The organism is Acidovorax sp. LjRoot194, from assembly GCF_964253015.1.
Taxonomy (GTDB): domain Bacteria; phylum Pseudomonadota; class Gammaproteobacteria; order Burkholderiales; family Burkholderiaceae_C; genus Acidovorax.
In genome coordinates this window covers 671,013-688,965 of sequence record NZ_CAXUQB020000001.1, presented here as the reverse complement: position 1 = coordinate 688,965, position 17,953 = coordinate 671,013, and the positions used below count along the sequence as shown (strand labels likewise).

13 protein-coding genes are annotated in these 17,953 nt (G+C 67.5%); 10 read left to right on the top strand and 3 right to left on the bottom strand.

Features of this window, described 5'->3' with window-relative positions:
• Positions 1 to 127 precede the first annotated feature (127 nt).
• Positions 128 to 1,852 carry a methyl-accepting chemotaxis protein gene (locus ACSQ3N_RS03265; protein WP_056164227.1) on the top strand — a complete coding sequence of 575 codons (1,725 nt, stop codon included), beginning with the start codon at positions 128 to 130 and terminating at the stop codon, positions 1,850 to 1,852.
• Between the two features lie 239 nt (positions 1,853 to 2,091).
• On the opposite strand, the gene ACSQ3N_RS03260 is transcribed toward ACSQ3N_RS03265, so the two are convergent.
• Positions 2,092 to 2,844 (bottom strand): Crp/Fnr family transcriptional regulator, encoded by a 753-nt coding sequence (locus ACSQ3N_RS03260; RefSeq protein WP_056164224.1) that lies wholly within the window; start codon positions 2,842 to 2,844, stop codon positions 2,092 to 2,094.
• A gap of 171 nt (positions 2,845 to 3,015) precedes the next feature.
• Here ACSQ3N_RS03260 and ACSQ3N_RS03255 point away from each other — a divergent pair, with 171 nt between their 5' ends.
• Entirely contained in the window at positions 3,016 to 4,239 is a 1,224-nt protein-coding gene (locus ACSQ3N_RS03255; RefSeq protein WP_235507275.1) for an ABC transporter substrate-binding protein, read from the top strand.
• 397 nt (positions 4,240 to 4,636) lie between these two features.
• Here ACSQ3N_RS03255 and ACSQ3N_RS03250 read toward each other — a convergent pair whose 3' ends face one another.
• The gene (locus tag ACSQ3N_RS03250) at positions 4,637 to 5,470 is read right to left on the bottom strand and encodes a general secretion pathway protein GspB (protein WP_056164221.1); all 834 of its coding nucleotides are present in this window, start codon (positions 5,468 to 5,470) and stop codon (positions 4,637 to 4,639) included.
• Between the two features lies 1 nt (position 5,471).
• Positions 5,472 to 7,244 (bottom strand): ExeA family protein, encoded by a 1,773-nt coding sequence (locus ACSQ3N_RS03245; protein ID WP_056164219.1) that lies wholly within the window; start codon positions 7,242 to 7,244, stop codon positions 5,472 to 5,474.
• A 304-nt stretch (positions 7,245 to 7,548) separates the two neighbouring features.
• Between ACSQ3N_RS03245 and ACSQ3N_RS03240 the strand changes: the two genes are divergently transcribed.
• The 8 genes from ACSQ3N_RS03240 (at position 7,549) to ACSQ3N_RS03205 (ending at position 17,839) form a co-directional block, all read left to right on the top strand.
• The gene (locus tag ACSQ3N_RS03240) at positions 7,549 to 9,495 is read left to right on the top strand and encodes an AMP-dependent synthetase/ligase (protein WP_056164216.1); all 1,947 of its coding nucleotides are present in this window, start codon (positions 7,549 to 7,551) and stop codon (positions 9,493 to 9,495) included.
• 35 nt (positions 9,496 to 9,530) lie between these two features.
• Positions 9,531 to 10,316, top strand: coding sequence for an ABC transporter ATP-binding protein (locus ACSQ3N_RS03235; protein ID WP_056164565.1), 786 nt, complete (start codon positions 9,531 to 9,533; stop codon positions 10,314 to 10,316).
• Positions 10,317 to 10,334: 18 nt separating this feature from the next.
• Positions 10,335 to 11,264, top strand: coding sequence for a branched-chain amino acid ABC transporter permease (locus ACSQ3N_RS03230; RefSeq protein WP_056164213.1), 930 nt, complete (start codon positions 10,335 to 10,337; stop codon positions 11,262 to 11,264).
• Positions 11,265 to 11,415: 151 nt separating this feature from the next.
• A complete protein-coding gene (locus ACSQ3N_RS03225; RefSeq protein ID WP_056164211.1) occupies positions 11,416 to 12,492 on the top strand; it encodes a branched-chain amino acid ABC transporter permease in 1,077 nt (358 codons plus the stop codon).
• Between the two features lie 187 nt (positions 12,493 to 12,679).
• The gene (locus ACSQ3N_RS03220) at positions 12,680 to 14,008 is read left to right on the top strand and encodes an ABC transporter substrate-binding protein (RefSeq protein WP_056164207.1); all 1,329 of its coding nucleotides are present in this window, start codon (positions 12,680 to 12,682) and stop codon (positions 14,006 to 14,008) included.
• Positions 14,009 to 14,243: 235 nt separating this feature from the next.
• Positions 14,244 to 15,056 (top strand): ABC transporter ATP-binding protein, encoded by an 813-nt coding sequence (locus tag ACSQ3N_RS03215; RefSeq protein WP_055400025.1) that lies wholly within the window; start codon positions 14,244 to 14,246, stop codon positions 15,054 to 15,056.
• Between the two features lie 219 nt (positions 15,057 to 15,275).
• Positions 15,276 to 16,523, top strand: a complete 1,248-nt coding sequence (locus ACSQ3N_RS03210) for a phenylacetate--CoA ligase family protein (protein WP_056164204.1) — start codon at positions 15,276 to 15,278, stop codon at positions 16,521 to 16,523.
• A gap of 326 nt (positions 16,524 to 16,849) precedes the next feature.
• The gene (locus ACSQ3N_RS03205) at positions 16,850 to 17,839 is read left to right on the top strand and encodes a tripartite tricarboxylate transporter substrate-binding protein (RefSeq protein ID WP_056164202.1); all 990 of its coding nucleotides are present in this window, start codon (positions 16,850 to 16,852) and stop codon (positions 17,837 to 17,839) included.
• Positions 17,840 to 17,953: the final 114 nt, after the last annotated feature.

Sequence of the window (17,953 nt, the reverse complement as noted above, 5' to 3'; positions counted from 1 at the left end):
ACCGTGCGGTAGCCCCTTCAGCACCGCACCCGGATCGACAGGTTGACCCGTCTGTTCTTGTAGTTCGTTGCTCGTTGTTTGTTTGCTGTTCGTTCATTCGCTTGTCCACTGAGACCCAAGGAAAACCATGCCGGCCGCTTCGTCACTCAAATCCTTGTCGATCTCCACCCGCCTGGGCCTGGGCTTTGGCTGCCTGCTGATTCTGCTGCTGGCCGTGGCCGGGGTGGGCCAATGGTCGCTGGGCAAGGTGCATGACCAGATGCTCCAGATCACCGGCACGGGGGCCAGCAAGGCCAAGCTGGTCAACGGCATGCTCGAGAGCGTGAGCGCCATCGGCATCCAAGGCCGCTCGGCCGCGATGCTCAACGACATCGACCCCAAGCAGGCCCGCGAGCAGATCACGAGCGTGGGCAAGACGCTGACCGAATACGCACGCCAGGAGGCCGCGCTGGCCGACCTGCTCAAGCCCGACAGCGCCACGCCCGCCGAGGTCAAGCTGCTGGGTGAAGTGCAGGAGCTGGGCCGAAAGGCGCGCCCCGAACTGGACACGGCGATCAAGGCCGCCGACGACGGCGACACCGTGAGTGCTTCGCTCGCGCTGATGACCCGCGTCGCCCCGGCAGAAACCGCCTGGCGCGCCAAGCTGCGCGAACTCATCGACCTGCAGAACACGCTGAACGCCGAGGCCACCGCGTCGGCCGAATCCACCCAGAGCCAGGCCCGCGCCATCGGCGGCCTGCTGGTGCTGCTGGCCATCGGCCTGGGCGCACTGATCGCCTGGCGCATCACCTCCAGCATCACCGCCCCCATCGGGCGCGCCGTGGTGCTGGCCGAACGCATCGCGCGCGGCGACCTCACCTCCACAGTGGAAGTGCGCATCCACGACGAAACCGGCCGCCTGCTCGAAGCCATCGCCGCGATGCAGGAGCGCCTGCGCGCGCTGGTGGGCGAGATCGGCCAGACGGCCGACTCCATCCTGGTGGCCAGCTCCGAAGTCGCCTCGGGCAACCTCGATCTGAGCCAGCGCACCGAGCAAACCTCGCACAACCTGCAAAGCGCCGCCACGTCGCTGGTCGACCTGACCGGCACCGTATCCCAGAGCGCCGACTCTGCCAGCCAGGCCAACCAGCTCGCGTCCACCGCATCGGACGCCGCCACGCGCGGCGGCGAGGTGGTGTCGCAGGTGGTGCGCACCATGGACACCATCAGCGCCAGCTCGCGCAAGATCGCCGACATCATCAGCGTGATCGACGGCATCGCCTTCCAAACCAACATCCTGGCGCTGAACGCTGCGGTGGAAGCCGCCCGCGCCGGTGAACAAGGCCGCGGCTTCGCGGTGGTGGCGGGCGAGGTGCGCAACCTGGCCGGCCGCTCGGCCAACGCCGCCCGCGAGATCAAGGCGCTGATCGGCGCCAGCGTCGACCAGGTGCAGGAAGGCAGCACGCTGGTGAACCATGCGGGCAAGACCATCGAAGAGCTGGTGCTGTCGGTGCGCCGCGTCTCGGACATCATGGGCGAGATCACCGCCGCCACGCAGGAACAAAGCCAGCGCATCGGCCACGTGAGCCAGTCGGTGGGCGAGCTCGAAGAGATGACGCAGCAGAACGCCGCCCTGGTCGAAGAAGGCGCGGCCGCGGCCGATAGCCTGAAGGACCAGGCCGGGCGGCTCACGCAGATGGTGGGCGCGTTCCGCCTGTCGCGCAACGGCGGCGACGCCGACAGCTGGGAGCCCTCTGCCATCAGCGCCCAGCGCGCACCCGCCCCCGTGCCGGCGCCTGCTGCGCGCAAGGCCCCTGCCGCAGCCCACCTGCAGGCACCGCGCCGCAGCGTGCCGTCGCTGCCGCGCCGCTGAGCGGCTGGAGTTGGACGGAATGAAGAAGGGGCCGTGAGGCCCCTTCTTCTATCTTCCTCACTCGTTCAGCCTGCTTTTTCCTGCACCGTCAGGCACCTGAGGGCACCGTCGGTGCGGCAAAGCCAAAGCTGCTCGGCACGCGCCCTGTCCTGTCCTGTCCTGTCCATCAAGCGCTCAACACGGCAGCAAGCTGTGCAACGACCCAGTGGCGAACGGGCGCACCATGCGCGCCGCACGCATCAATCCCGAGCAGCCGAGGCCCCCTCCTGCAACTGGAAGATGCTGGAGCGCAGCGCCGCCAGTTCCAGCACGCGCAGCCCGCCGTACTCCACACGAATGGCGCCCTGCGCCTCCAGCGCCTTGAGCGCCTCGTTCACGCGCTGGCGCGACAGTCCCACCAGGTAGGCCAGCTCCTGCTGCGTGATGCGCAACACCTCGCCCACGCCCGGGTACAGCACCGGATTGAACAGCGACGCCAGGCTGCGCGCCACGCGCACGTCGGGGTTGCCGAAGCGGTCGATCTCGCGCGCGGCGATGAACTGCCCCAGCCGCTCGTTGAGCTGGTTCATCACGAAGCGGTTGAAGCCGATGGAGTGGTCCAGCAGCCAGTGAAACGTGTCGATCGGCAGGCCCGCCACCACGCTGCGGCGCAGCGCCTGGATGTTGTAGCGGTAGGGCTCGCGCTTGAGCGCCGTGCCCTCGCCAAACCAGCCGCCCGGCGGCACGCCGGTGAAGGTCATCGTCTGGCCCTGCGCGTTGTCGCTGCTCATCTTGAGCAGGCCCTCCACCACGCCGAACCAGTACGTCACCGGCCGGCCCACGCGGCACACGTAGTCGCCCGCCTTGGCATCGCCCACCAGCAGCGCCGCCACGGCGCGCTCGCGCTCGGGCGCCTGCAGCTGGCCCAGCCACGGAATGCCATCGAGCTCTTCGGCGGTGGGCGGCCTGCGCCGCTGGTGCAGCGACAGGTCCTGGTGCGTGCGTGGGTCCATGGGGATGGGGTCGGGCCGGTGGGGACGTTGGGCCGGTACGGCCAAGCGCGGCCGTCAGGTACGGGAAATCCTGAGCGCAATTGTCGTCAGAAAGACAAAAAAATGCCAATCTCCACCGGATGATGGCGCCTCCCCAGGCCGCAGGCCCGGGTCCACCGAGGAGACAACAACATGAAAAACCAACGATCCACCGGGTGCGGCACAGCCACGGGCACCGGGCCTGGCCCTGCCGCGCCCGCCCGCCGCAGCGGCCTGGGCCGGCGGCAGCTGCTGGCGGGCGCCGCCGCACTGCCATTGCTGGGGCTGGCGGGTTGGCCCGGCCGCGCCCGCGCGCAAGACGGCGCCACGATCCGCATCGCCCAGTCCACCGCCCTCACCGGCCCGCTGGGCGACCTGGGCTCGGCCATGCACCAGGGCGCGAAGGCGGCGTTTGCAGGCATCAACGCGCGCGGCGGCGTGAACGGCCGCACCATCGACCTGGTGACCCAGGACGACGCCTACGAGGTGCCCAAGGCCCTGGCCAACGTCGAACAATTCCTGGCCGACCGCGACGTCTTTGCGCTGTTCAACTGCATGGGCACGCCGATGATCGACGCCATGCTGCCCAAGGTGGTGGACAGCGGGATTCCGTTTTTTGCACCATTCACGGGCGCGCAGCTCAGCCGCACCAAAAACGCGCGCAATGTGTTCAACATCCGCGCCAGCTACGCCGACGAGGCCGAGAAACTGGTGCAGCACCTGTCCACCATCGGAATCCAGCGCATCGGCATCGTCTACCAGAACAACTCGTTCGGCAAAGAGGTATTCACGGCCGCCAAGCAGTCGATGGACCGGCTCAAGCTGCCCGAGGCCATGGCGGTGACCGTGGAGAACAACGCCTCCGACGCGGGCAGCGCCGCCGCCAAGCTGGCCGCCGGCAATCTGGAGGCCATCGTGATCGGCCTGGCCGGCAAGCCCACGCTGGAGTTCGTCAAAGCCTTCCGGGCCTTGAAGCGCGGGGTGACGCTGTACGCGCTGTCGGTCATGGGCACGCCCGCCACCGTCAAGGCCCTGGGCGCCGATGCCACCGGCATGGCGATCTCGCAGGTCGTGCCCCTGCCATCCAACGTGGTGATGCCGGTGGTGCGCGATTTTCAGGCCGCGTGGAAGGCCTCGGGCGCCACGGCCGAGCCGTCGCATCTGGCGCTGGAGGGCTACATCAACGCCCGCGTGTTCGCAGAGGCCCTGCAGCGCGCCGGCCGCAACCCCACGCGCGCGGCGTTCATCGACGCGAGCTGGAACCTGAAGAAGTGGGACCTGGGCGGCTTCGAGGTGAGCGCCAGCACGCCGGACCGCAATGCCTCGCGGTTTGTGGAGCTGACGCTGGTGGGGAGGGATGGCAGATTTATTAAATGACCCCCTGAGCCGCTGCGCGTCTTCCCCCAAGGGGGACGCACCCGGTGGCCCGGCGAAGCCGGTTCCACGGGTGCACTCGCGATGGCGGCGTGCGGGCTTTGAGGGTGGTGGGCTGTAGTGGGCGTTTTTTGCGGCGCTATTTATTTGATAGCTGCTAGCGCTTTCTTGATGCGCGGTAGCGGCCGGTTTTATCTCGCATCTGCTGCTCCGGGGACCGGTCCTCACTCACCACGCCTCGGCGGTGGCACTACGGTAGCGGTGTGCGCGGTAGTGGGGCTGGGGCGCCGCGGCAGGGCGGAGAGGGGGTCGCTTGGCGGGCTACTTTGCTACTCACTATATTTTTGATAGCTGCTAGCGCTTGCCAGACAAGCGGTAGCGGCTTTTTTTAATCAAAACCCTATTGCGACGCGACCCCGTAGCGGTAGCCGCGGAAGGTCCAGACGGTGCGGCCGGGCTCGACGCGTTCGAGCACCAGGCCGGGGGCGGCCACGTCACCCTCGTGCAGGACCTGGCCGTTGACGATGGCCATGCGGTAGGCCGGGTTGTTGGAGTGCGTGGCGCCGCTGATCTTGAGCGTGGGCAGCTGTGTGCGCACCGACTCGGGCAGGTCGGCCTGTGCGAACACGGGGCCTCCGGAGGGGGCGGCGACGGGCTGGTCGGCCGCGGGGCGCTGTGCGGCCGCGGGCTCGCGCGGGGCGGGTTCAGCGCGCGCGCGGGTGGGCTCCGGCAGGGGTGCGGGCAGGCGGGCGGCGGGCGGCTGCGATGGCGGCGTTGCGACGACGGGCCGCTCGCGTGGGGGCGCAGCGGGGCGCTTGTCCACGGCACGCGGCTCGGGCGAAGCAGGTGCTGCTGCCACCACGGGCGGTGGCGCGGGGGCGGCTGTGGGGGGGGCGATGGGCGCTGGCGCTGCGGGCGGCGCTGCGGCCACCACCGGTGCCTGCGCAGCGGGAGCGGTGGTGGAGGTGGCTGCGGGCATGGGCGGCGTGGCGACCGCCACGGTGTCAGCGGCCGGAGCCGTTGGCCGCGGCTGCATCACCCACCAGGTTCCGGCCACGGCCAGCACCGCCACGGCGGCGGCAGAGGCCACGCCGATCCACAGGGCGGAGGCGCCGCTGCGCCCTGCCGAAGGCGACAGTCCGGCCGTGGGCGCTGCATGCGTGTGCAGGCCGGGCACAGCGCCCCGGCCCCGTTCGGCGTCCGCGCGCCGCAGCGCATCAAGGATGTACGACATATCAGTTTCCGTTGCGCAGGCGCGGTTCGTTCACGCCGGTGGCGCGGTTGAGCAGCATGAGGGTCAGGGGGCCAGCGCGTCCGTCGGGCGTCACGCCCTGGGCCAGCTGGAAGCGGTGGATGCGCGACTGGCGCAGCGCGGGCGTCATCGGCTTGGCGGGCGCGGCACCCGTGCCGCCCGCGGCCTTGCTGGCCAGCCGCTGGTCGAGCCAGGCGGCGCCCGGAGCCGACTCCGCGATGTCGCCCCGCTCGGGCATCCCCTCGGGGATGCGCCACAGCGTGGCGATGTCGCCGCGCCAGGCCTGGGCGAGTTCGGCCACAGGCACCTTGAGCGTGCGGCCCGCCCCCTCCAGCGTGGCGGTGTCGTTGTCGAGGCCGCGCAGCACCACCGAGACCGGCGCCTCCGCGTCTTCGGACGCATACAGCGCCAGCAGCACGGGCCGGTCGATCTGGCGCACCAGGTTCAGGCCCGCGCGGCGGTTGCGGTAGCAGCGCAGGCCGTCCCGCGGCAGGATGGCGCAGGCGTCTGCGCCGGCGGGCAGGCTCACGCCCCACGCCGACGCCAGCGCCTGCCAGGCGCCCGCATCGCTGGCGGGCTGGGCCTGCACGAACTGCTCCAGGGCCGACGCAGGCATGGCCGCCGTGCCGGTGCCCGACGCGGAACGCGCAGGCGATGGTGCCGCTGCGTCGGTGGCCGTGGTGGCTGCCGATGCAGACGCTGCCGCAGGCCGCGTGGTGGGCGATGCCGATGCGGTCGATGCGGGGCCGCGCGCCGTGGGTGCGGCGGCGGCGCCGGCCCCCCCAGTGCCCGCCGTGCCCGCAGGCGGCACCGGCCACACGCCCAGCGCCCAGCCCGCGGCCGCCACGGCCGCCGCGCCCGCCACGGCGCCAATGCCTGCAGACGCCCAGCGCGGCAGGGCGCGCGCTCCTTGCCAGGCCCGGCCTGACGCGGGCGCATCGAACACCTCGCGCGCGGCCCGGTTCACGATGGTCTTGGTGACCTGGCGCGCACCCGCCGCGTAGGCGCCCAGCAGCGCCCGGTCGCACAGCAGGTTGATGCGCCGCGGGATGCCGTGCGAGAGCTTGTGCACGCGCTGGATGGCGCGCCGGTCGAACGGCAGCGGGCCGTTGAGCCCCGCCACCGCCAGGCGGTGGGCGATGTACTGGTGCGTCTCCTGCGGCGTGAGCGCCCCCAGGTGAAAGCGCGCGATCACGCGCTGCGCGAGCTGCTCCATCGCCGGTTGCGCCACCATGGCGCGCAGCTCGGGCTGCCCGATCAGAATGATCTGCAGCAGCTTGCGCTCGCTGGTCTCGAGGTTGGTGAGCAGGCGCAGTTGCTCCAGCACATCGGCCGACAGGTTCTGCGCCTCGTCGATGATGAGCACCGTGTTGCGCCCGGCGCCGTGCGCGGCCAGCAGCGATGCGTTCAGTGGGTCGATGTAGTCCTTGACCGTCTCCACGCCGCCAGGCACGGTGGGCTTGTGCGGCACACCGAACTCGTCGCAAATGGAGTGCAGCAGCTCCTGCACCGTGAGCTTGGGGTTGAAGATGTAGGCCACGTTGCAGTGCTGCGGTATCTGCTCCAGAAAGCAGCGGCACACCGTGGTCTTGCCCGCGCCGACCTCGCCGGTCAGCAGCACAAAGCCCCCGCCCGCATCCAGCCCGTACAGCAGGTGGGCCAGCGCCTCGCGGTGGCGCTCGCTCATGAACAAATAGCGCGGGTCAGGGGCGATGGAAAACGGCGAATGCTGAAGACCGAAAAACGGGGCGTACATACCCCTGAGGATACCCCTGGCCCGTGACGCGCCCCCCGGCAACACGGGTGGTGCCCCTTCGAACTGCGGCAGCACTCCGCGGTACACGGCGCGGTGGGCGCTTCGCACCTGGGGAGGGTTTCACCCACCGAGGAGTTTCCCGTAAATTGTCGTCGGCAAGACAAGATGACGTCAAAGTGGGTTCTAGCATTCATTCCAACGCGCTGCCTGCCTGCTGCCTCCTGGCGGCGAGCGATCCCGGCTGTCGCCGGATCGACCCCGCCGCAGGCCAGCCTGGGCGCCCCTTGTCACACCGAGGACCGGAATGAAGACCACGTTCCCGCAACAACTGCTCCGGCATGCCGCCGAACGCCCCACCGCGCCGGCCCTGCGTGAAAAGGAGTACGGCATCTGGCAGACCCACACCTGGGCCGACCTGGCGCAGCTGGTGGAGCAGATCGCCGCCGGCCTGCACCAGGCGGGCCTTGCGCGCCACGAGCACATGGTGGTGATCGGCGCCAACCGCCCGCGCCTGTACGCCACCATGCTGGCCGCGCAGTCGCTGGGCGCCATCCCCGTGCCGCTGTACCAGGACGCCGTGGGTGCGGAGTGCATCTTCCCGCTCAACAACGCCGAGGTGCGCTTTTGCCTGGTGGAAGACCAGGAGCAGGTCGACAAGATGCTGGAAATCCGCGAGCAGTGCCCGCTGATCGAGCGCATCTACTTCGACGACCCGCGCGGCCTGCGCAACTATGCCGAGCAGGGCCTCGATGCGCTTGACGCGCTGATCGCCACCGGCCAGGCCTATGTGGCCCAGCACCCCCAGTGGTTCCGCGCCGAGGTGGCCAAGGCCAGCCCCGACGACGTGGCCGCGATGTTCTTCACCTCGGGCACCACGGGCAACCCCAAGGGCGTGGTCCACACGCACAGCACGCTGCTCGACCGCGCCTCCGCCGGTGCAGAGTTCGACAAGCTCACCAGCAGCGAGGAAGTGCTGGCCTACCTGCCCCCGGCCTGGATCGGACAGAACATCTTCAGCTACTCGCAGTGGCTGGCCTGCGGCTACGTGGTCAACTGCCCCGAGTCGGCCAGCACCGTGACCATCGACCTGAAGGAAGTGGGGCCCACTTATTACTTCGCGCCGCCGCGTATTTTTGAAGGCCTGCTGACTAGCGTGATGATCCGCATGGAAGACGCCGGCACCATCAAGCGCAAGATGTTCGAGGCCTGCATGGCCGTGGCAAAGCGCGTGGGCCCGGCCCTGATGGACGGCGAGCCCGTGGGCGCCCTGGACCGCATCAAGTACGCGCTGGGCAACCTGCTGGTGTACGGCCCGCTGCGCAACAACCTGGGCTTTTCCCGCGTGCGGGTGGCCTACACCGCAGGCGAGGCCATTGGGCCGGACCTGTTTACCTTCTACCGCTCCATCGGCATCAACTTGAAGCAGTTGTACGGCTCCACCGAGACCGCCGTGTTCGTCTGCCTGCAGCCCGACAACCAGGCCCGCGCCGACACGGTGGGCGTGCCGATCCGCGGCGTGGAGATCAAGGTGGCCGACAACGGCGAGATCCTCGTCAAGTCCGCCGGCCTGCTCAAGGAGTACTACAAGAACCCCACGGCCACGGCCGAGGTGCTGACGGCCGACGGCTGGTACCACACCAGCGATGCGGGCTTCCTCGACGCACACGGGCATTTGAAGATCATCGACCGCGTCAAGGACGTGGGCCGCATCAGGGGCGGCGCCAACGACGGCGCCATGTTCGCGCCCAAGTACGTGGAGAACAAGCTCAAGTTCTTCCCGCACATCAAGGAAGTGGTCGCCCTGGGCGACGGCCGCGAGAAGGTGTGCGTGATGGTCAACATCGACTTCGACGCCGTGGGCAACTGGGCCGAGCGCCGCAACCTGCCCTACGCCGGCTACACCGACCTGGCGCAAAAGCCCGAGGTGTACGAGCTGATCCGCGAGTGCGTGGAAAAAGTCAACGCAGACCTGGCCACCGACGCGATGCTGGCCGGCAGCCAGGTCAGCCGCTTTCTGGTGCTGCACAAGGAGCTCGATGCCGACGACGGCGAGCTCACGCGCACCAACAAGGTCCGCCGCGGCTTCATCGCCGACAAGTACGGCGTGCTGGTCGAGGCCCTGTATGCAGGCCGCACCGAGCAGTTCATCGAGACCCAGGTCAAGTTCGAGGACGGCCGCACCGGCAGCGTGAGCGCCACGCTCAAGCTGTCCGACACCAAAACCTTCACCCCCGTGAAGACCGCCGCATGAAGCCCGCGCTCTACCCGCCCGAGAAGCCCCACGCCATGACCACCAAGAAGATCGGCGACGTCATCCTGGACGTCAAGAACATCAGCCTGCGGTTCGGCGGCGTGAAGGCGCTCACCGACATCTCGTTCAACGTCAAGGAGCACGAGATCCGCGCCATCATCGGGCCCAACGGCGCGGGCAAGAGCTCCATGCTCAACTGCATCAACGGCGTGTACACGCCGCAGGACGGCTCCATCACCTTCCGCGGCAAGACGTTTTCGCACATGAACTCGCGCCAGGTGGCCGAGATGGGCGTGGCCCGCACCTTCCAGAACCTGGCGCTGTTCAGGGGCATGAGCGTGATCGACAACATCATGACCGGCCGCAACCTCAAGATCAAAAGCAACCTGCTCCTGCAGGCACTGCGCTGGGGCCCTGCCGAGCGCGAGGAGATCGCGCACCGCGAGAAGGTCGAGCACATCATCGACTTCCTGGAGATCCAGGCGTACCGCAAGACCCCCGTGGGCCAGCTGCCCTACGGCCTGCAAAAGCGCGTGGACCTGGGCCGGGCTCTCGCGATGGAGCCGCAGGTGCTGCTGCTCGACGAGCCCATGGCCGGCATGAACGTGGAAGAAAAGCAGGACATGTGCCGCTTCATCCTGGACGTGAACGACGAGTTCGGCACCACCATCGTGCTCATCGAGCACGACATGGGCGTGGTGATGGATATCAGTGACCGCGTGGTGGTGCTCGACTACGGCAAGAAGATCGGCGACGGCACCCCCGACGAGGTGCGCAACAACGAAGACGTGATCAGCGCCTACCTGGGCACCAGCCACTGAAGGGCGGGAGAAAAAACAATGGCATTCTTTCTCGAAACACTGATCGGCGGCCTCATGGCCGGCATGCTGTATTCGCTGGTGGCGCTGGGCTTCGTGCTGATCTACAAGGCCTCGGGCGTCTTCAACTTCGCGCAGGGCGCGATGGTGCTGTTCGCGGCCCTGGCCATGGCGCGCTTTGCCGAATGGATCCCCAAGTGGACGGGCATCACCAGCCCCATCGTCGCCACGGTGGCCGCCTTCATCATCGCGGGCGCCATCATGTTCGTGGTGGCCTGGCTGATCGAGAAGCTGGTGCTGCGCCACCTGGTGAACCAGGAAGGCGCCACGCTGCTCATGGCCACGCTCGGGATCACCTACTTCCTCGAAGGCCTGGGCCAGACGATGTTCGGCAGCGACATCTACAAGATCGACATCGGCATGCCCAAGGAGCCGATCTTCATGCTCGAGTCCCTGTTCCAGGGCGGCATCCTCGTCAACAAGGAAGACGTGATCGCCGCCGGCATCGCGGCCGCGCTGGTGGTGCTGCTCAGCGTCTTCTTCCAGAAGACCTCCACCGGCCGCGCCCTGCGCGCCGTGGCCGACGACCACCAGGCCGCCCAGTCCATCGGCATTCCCTTGAACCGCATCTGGGTCATCGTGTGGTGCGTGGCCGGGGTCGTGGCGCTGGTCGCCGGGATGATCTGGGGCAGCAAGCTCGGCGTGCAGTTCTCGCTGACCACGGTGGCGCTGCGTGCGCTGCCGGTGGTGATCCTGGGCGGCCTCACCTCGGTGCCCGGCGCCATCATCGGCGGGCTGATCATCGGTGTGGGCGAGAAGCTGTCCGAGGTGTACCTGGGCCCGTTCGTGGGCGGGGGCATCGAGATCTGGTTTGCGTATGTGCTGGCGCTGGTGTTCCTGCTGTTCAGACCGCAGGGCTTGTTCGGCGAAAAAATTATTGATCGCGTATGAAGTACGCGACCAATAATTTTTCGAAGGAGGCACAACGCGCACCGCGCGTTGTCAGCGGGGCCGCAGGCGCCGCGTGGCACCGCAGGTGCGCCCCCGTGCAAAAGATCATCGATCGCGTCTGAAACATAACAAGACCAACAGGAGACACACCATGCTCTACCGCGAAAACGGCCAGTTCAAGACCAGCTACCGCGCCGACCAGCAGATCTTCCCGATCGCGCAGGACCGCATCGCCATCGGCCTCATCCTGGCCGTGGCCTTCATCGCCGTGCCCATGCTGGCCAGCGACTACATCTTCCGCGCCATCCTGATCCCCTTCGTCATCATGGCGCTGGCGGCCCTGGGGGTGAACATCCTGGTGGGCTACTGCGGGCAGATCTCGCTGGGCTCGGGCGCCTTCATGGCCGTGGGGGCCTACGGCGCATACAACTTCTTCGTGCGCATCCCCGGCATGCCGCTGGTGCCCGCGCTGATCCTGGGCGGCCTGTGCGCCACGTTCTTCGGCATCCTGTTCGGGCTGCCCAGCCTGCGCGTCAAGGGCCTGTACCTGGCGGTGGCCACGCTGGCCGCACAGTTCTTCTCGGACTGGATGTTCCTGCGCATCAAGTGGTTCACCAACAACTCCGATTCGGGCTCGGTGTCGGTGAACAGCCTGCAGGTCTTCGGCCTGCCCATCGAGAGCGCGACCAGCAAGTACATCTTCTGCCTGGCGGTGCTGGTGGTGGTGGCGCTGCTGGCCAAGAACCTGGTGCGCGGCGCCATCGGTCGCGAGTGGATGGCGATCCGCGACATGGACGTGGCCGCCGCGGTGATCGGCATCCGCCCGATGTACGCCAAGCTCAGCGCGTTTGCCGTGAGCTCCTTCATCATCGGCATGGCCGGTGCGCTGTGGGCCTTCGTGCACCTGGGCGCCTGGGAGCCGGCGGCCTTCTCGGTGGAGGTGTCGTTCCGCCTGCTGTTCATGGTGATCATCGGCGGCCTGGGCTCCATCATGGGCGGCTTCTTCGGTGCGGCTTTCATCGTGGTGCTGCCCATCGTGCTCAACCAGTTCCTGCCGGCCTTGCTGGGCCTCTTCGGCATCACGATCTCCACGGCGGGCGTGTCGCATGCCGAGCTGATGATCTTCGGCGCGCTCATCGTCTGGTTCCTGATCGTCGAGCCCCACGGCCTGGCCAAGCTGTGGTCTACCGCCAAGCAAAAACTCCGGCTGTGGCCCTTCCCGCATTGACTGATATGCACCCCCTGAGTCGCTTCGCGCCTTCCCCCTTTCCTTCGGGAGGGGGACGCCACCGGTGGCCTGGCAGAGCCAGTTCCACGGTGGCGCTGGCCTCGTGCATGCCAGTGCAAAGCTCGCAGCCCTTGAATCCGTCAGTTTCTTCCCCGTGCTTCAACACATTCATTCAAAGGAGACATCCATGAAGCTTTCGAAACTCGTGATCGCCGCTGCGGTGGTTGCCGCTGGCGCCTCGTCCGTCGCGACGAGTGCCTTCGCGCAAGCCAAGGAGCAGTTCTTCCCGCTGCTGTCTTACCGCACGGGCCCCTACGCTCCCAACGGCGTGCCATGGGCCAACGGCAAGCAGGACTACATCAAGATGATCAACGCCCGCGACGGCGGGATCAACGGCGTGAAGCTCACCTTTGAAGAATGTGAAACGGGCTACGCCACCGACCGCGGCGTGGAATGCTATGAGCGGCTGAAGGGCAAGCCCGGCGTGGCGCTGTTCGACCCGCAGGCCACCGGCATCACCTTTGCGCTGACCGAAAAAGCGCCCGTGGACAAGATCCCGCTGATGACGCTGGGCTACGGCCTGTCGGTGGCGCAGGACGGCCAGGCGTTCAAGTGGAACTTCCCCTTCATGGGCAGCTACTGGACCGGCGCCGACATCCTGATCCAGCACATCGGCAAGTCTGCCGGCGGGCTGGACAAGCTCAAGGGCAAGAAGATCGCGCTGGTCTACCACGACAGCCCCTTCGGCAAGGAGCCCATCCCGCTGCTGCAGGAGCGCGCCAAGATGCACGGCTTCGAGCTGCAGATGTTGCCCGTGACCGCACCGGGCGTGGAGCAGAAAGCCACCTGGCTGCAGGTGCGCCAGAGCCGCCCCGACTACGTGCTGCTGTGGGGCTGGGGCGTGATGAACTCCACCGCCCTGAAGGAAGCGCAGGCCACCGGCTTCCCGCGCGACAAGCTGTATGGCGTGTGGTGGGCCGGCGCCGAGCCGGACGTGCGCGATGTGGGCGAAGGCGCCAAGGGCTATCACGCCCTGGCGCTGAACGGCTACGGCACGCAGAGCAAGGTCATCCAGGACATCATGAAGCACGTGCACGACAAGGGCCAGGGCACGGGCCCCAAGGACGAAGTGGGCTCGGTGCTGTACACGCGCGGCGTGATCATCCAGATGCTGGCGGTCGAGTCGGTGCGCCGCGCGCAGGAGCGCTTCGGCAAGGGCAAGGTCATGACCGGCGAGCAGGTGCGCTGGGGCATGGAGAACCTGGCGCTGGACCAGAAGAAGCTCGACGCCATGGGCTTTGGCGGCGTGATGCGCCCCCTGTCCACCAGCTGCGCCGACCACATGGGATCGACCTGGGCACGCGTGCACACCTGGGACGGCAAGAAGTGGGACTTCTCGTCCGACTGGTACCAGGCCGATGAGCAGATCCTGAAGCCCATGGTGAAGGCCGGTGCGGAGAAGTACTTGGCGGACAAGAAGATGACGCGTCGGGATGCTGCGGACTGCCAAAGCTAAGTACATCCCCCTGAGCGGCTGCGCCGCTTCCCCCTTCTCTCGAATCGCTGGCGCGATTCGGGAAGGGGGACGCCACCAGCGCGGCGGGGCGGCCCTTGCGCGGTGGCCCTCGCGTCTGGGCTGCGACCGTACCGACGGGTGTGACGAAGCGGTTGCTCCCGGGGGCAGCCGCCAACCCAAAGCGTTGCGAACTACCGCAGCTCTTTGGATTGGCACAGCGAAGGAAGAGAAGACCATGGACTCCAACAGCAATATCGTTCTCAACGTCAACGGCATCGAGGTCATCTACAACCATGTGATCCTGGTGCTCAAGGGCGTCTCCTTGCAGGTGCCGCAGGGCTCCATCGTGGCCATCCTGGGGGGCAATGGGGCGGGCAAGACCACCACGCTGCGCGCGATCTCCAACCTGCTGCAGGGGGAGCGCGGCGAGGTCACCAAGGGCAGCATCGAGCTGCGCGGCGAGCGCATCGAGAATTTGTCGCCCGCCGACCTGGTGCAGCGCGGCGTGGTGCAGGTGATGGAGGGGCGGCACTGCTTTGCCCACCTGACCATCGAAGAGAACCTGATGACGGGCAGCTACACCCGCACCAGCAAGGCCGAGATCGCGGCCAACCTGGAGAAGGTCTACAACTACTTTCCGCGGCTCAAGACACGGCGCACCTCGCAGGCGGCGTACACGTCGGGCGGCGAGCAGCAGATGTGCGCCATCGGCCGCGCGTTGATGGCCAACCCCAGCATGGTGCTGCTCGACGAGCCCTCCATGGGCCTGGCGCCTCAGATCGTGGAGGAGGTGTTCAACATCGTGAAGGACCTGAACACCAAGGAGAAGGTCACCTTCCTGCTGGCCGAGCAGAACACCAACATGGCCCTCAAATATTCGGACTACGGCTACATCATGGAAAGCGGCCGCGTGGTGATGGACGGCGCCGCGAGCGACCTGGCCAACAACGAGGACGTCAAGGAGTTCTACCTGGGCGTGGGCGGCGGGGAGCGCAAGAGCTTCAAGGATGTCAAGAGCTACAAGCGGCGCAAGCGCTGGTTGGCTTGACATGCCCCCTGAGGCGCTGCGCGCCTTCCCCCTCAGGGGGACGCACCCGGTGGACTGGCGGAGCCAGATCCACGGGTGCGCTGGGTGGGGGCAGCGGGGGGTTTGGCGGTGTGACGCAATCAACGTTTTTTTGTTTACTCCTGATTTCATAGCTGCTGGCGCTTGATGGGTGTGCGGTAGCGGCTTATTTCATTCAAAACACTGCAGAGGAATCCCGGCATGACGACGTTTTTTGACGCCCAGGAAACCCGGAGCACGGCCGAGCGCGAGGCGGCGCTGCTGGCGGCGTTGCCGCGGCAGGTGGGGCATGCGCAGCAGAACAGTGCGGCATTCGCGGACATCCTGGCCGGCGTGGATGCGGCGGGTGTGACCAGCCGTGCAGCGCTGGCGCGACTGCCGGTCACGCGCAAGTACGAGCTGCTGGAGCGCCAGCAGGCGCAGCGCGCGAGCAATGTGTTCGGCGGGTTTTCGGCGCTGGGCTTTGGGGCGGGCATGCCGCGGGTGTTCGCGAGCCCGGGCACCATCTACGAGCCCGAGGGCACGCGGCCCGACTACTGGCGCATGGCGCGGGCGATCTACGCGGCGGGGTTCCGGCGGGGCGAGCTGATCCACAACAGCTTCAGCTACCACTTCGTGCCCGCGGGTTCGATGATGGAGACCGGTGCCCATGCGCTGGGCTGCACCGTGTTTGCGGGCGGCACGGGCCAGACCGAGCAGCAGGTGCAGGCCATGGCCGAGTTGCGGCCCGCGGGCTACATCGGCACGCCGAGCTTTCTGAAAATCATCGTGGAAAAAGCCGCCGAGCTGGGCGTGCCGCTGCCCACGGTGACCAAGGCGCTGGTGTCCGGCGAGGCGTTCCCGCCGTCGCTGCGCGACTGGTTTGCCGAGCGCGGCATCGCGGGCTACCAGTGCTACGCCACGGCCGACCTGGGCCTGATCGCGTACGAGACCTCGGCGCGCGAAGGCCTGGTGCTGGACGAAGGCGCCATCGTCGAGATCGTGCGCCCCGGCACCGGCGACCCGGTGCCCGAGGGCGAGGTGGGCGAACTGGTGGTGACCACGCTCAACCCCGACTACCCGCTGATCCGCTTCGGCACCGGCGACCTCTCGGCCGTGCTGCCGGGCACCTGCCCCACCGGCCGCACCAACACCCGCATCAAGGGCTGGATGGGCCGCGCGGACCAGACGACCAAGGTGCGCGGCATGTTCGTGCACCCGGGCCAGATCGCGACCATCGCACGGCGGTTTCCGCAGGTGCTGCGCGCACGCCTGGTGGTCAGCGGCGAGATGGCCAACGACCAGATGGTGCTGCAGGTCGAGACCACCGAGACCGCCGAAGGCCTGGCGCGCCAACTGGGCGACGCCATCCGCGAAGTGACCAAGCTGCGCGGCGACGTGCAGATGGTGGCCCCCGGCACCCTGCCCAACGACGGCAAGGTGATCGAGGACGCCAGAAGCTACAAGTAGGCCGTCACCTTGGCCGCGGCGCGCCCGGGCGCCGGCTGCGGCCAAACCTGGTGCCAGGCGTCCACCGCACGGCACCGCAGGTTTGCGCCAGCGCAAGAAACCGCCCATTCAGGCGGCCGCCACCGCCCGCCATTCCCATCCTGCCCCCCGGGAACTGCAGTATTTACCCTAACGCATGCTCACTATTCAATAGCGCTTGGCGCTTGATTGGCAAGCGCTGCAGGCCTTTTTGGCTTGAAGACCCTGCAGGGGGTGTGCTACGTAATATCCGCAATACCTCGCCAGACCCCCCTCGCTATCATGGCCCGTCATTTACAGGAGAGACCATGAAAAAAATGCTGAAACTCGCACTGATCGCTGCCGCTGCAGCCACCGCCTTTGGCGCCAGCGCCCAGGAGTTCCCGTCCAAGGACAAGACGATCACCATCGTGGTCCCCTACGCCGCTGGCGGCCCCACCGACCGCGTGGCGCGCGACCTGGCCGAAGCCATCCGCAAGCCCCTGGGCGGCATCAGCGTGGTGGTGGACAACTCGGCCGGCGCCGGCAGCACCATCGGCTCCGCCAAGGTGGCCCGCGCCGCACCGGACGGCTACACCCTGCTGCTCAACCACGTGAGCATGGCCACCATGCCCACCATGTACCGCAAGCTGGCCTTCAACGTGGCCAACGACTTCGAATACCTGGGCGTGATCAACGACGTGCCCATGACGCTCATCGCCCGCCCCTCGATGCCCGCCAACAACTACAAGGAACTGGCTGGCTGGCTGCAGCAGAACAAGGGCAAGATCAACCTGGGCAACGCAGGCCAGGGCTCGGCATCGCACCTGTGCGGTCTGATCTTCCAGAGCGCCGTGCAGGTCGACATGACCGCCGTACCGTACAAGGGCACGGCACCTGCCATCACCGACCTGATCGGCGGCCAGATCGACCTGCTGTGCGACCAGACCACCAACACCACGTCGCAGATCGAAAGCAAGAAGGTCAAGGCCTATGCCGTGACCACCAGCAAGCGCCTGACCACCCCCGCCCTGAAAGACCTGCCCACGCTGGCCGAGTCGGGTGTGAAGGACTTCAACGTGACCATCTGGCACGGCCTGTACGCCCCCAAGGGCACGCCCGCACCGATACTGACCAAGATCAACGACGCCCTCAAGGTCGCCCTGAAGGACCCCGAGTTCATCAAGAAGCAGGAAGGCCTGGGCGCCGTGGTCGCGACCGACAAGCGCGTCGAGCCGGCTGAACACAAGAAGTTCGTGCTGGCAGAAACCGAGAAGTTCGGTGCGGCTATCAAGGCGGCGGGTTCTTACGCGGACTGATTGATCACCGCACAGACGGTCTAGCGCAACTGGTTGCGCTGAGCCCGCAAAGCAGCCGCCCTGGCGAAAAGCAGGGCGGCTTTTTGTTGGCGGCAGTCGTGATGATTGGGCGGT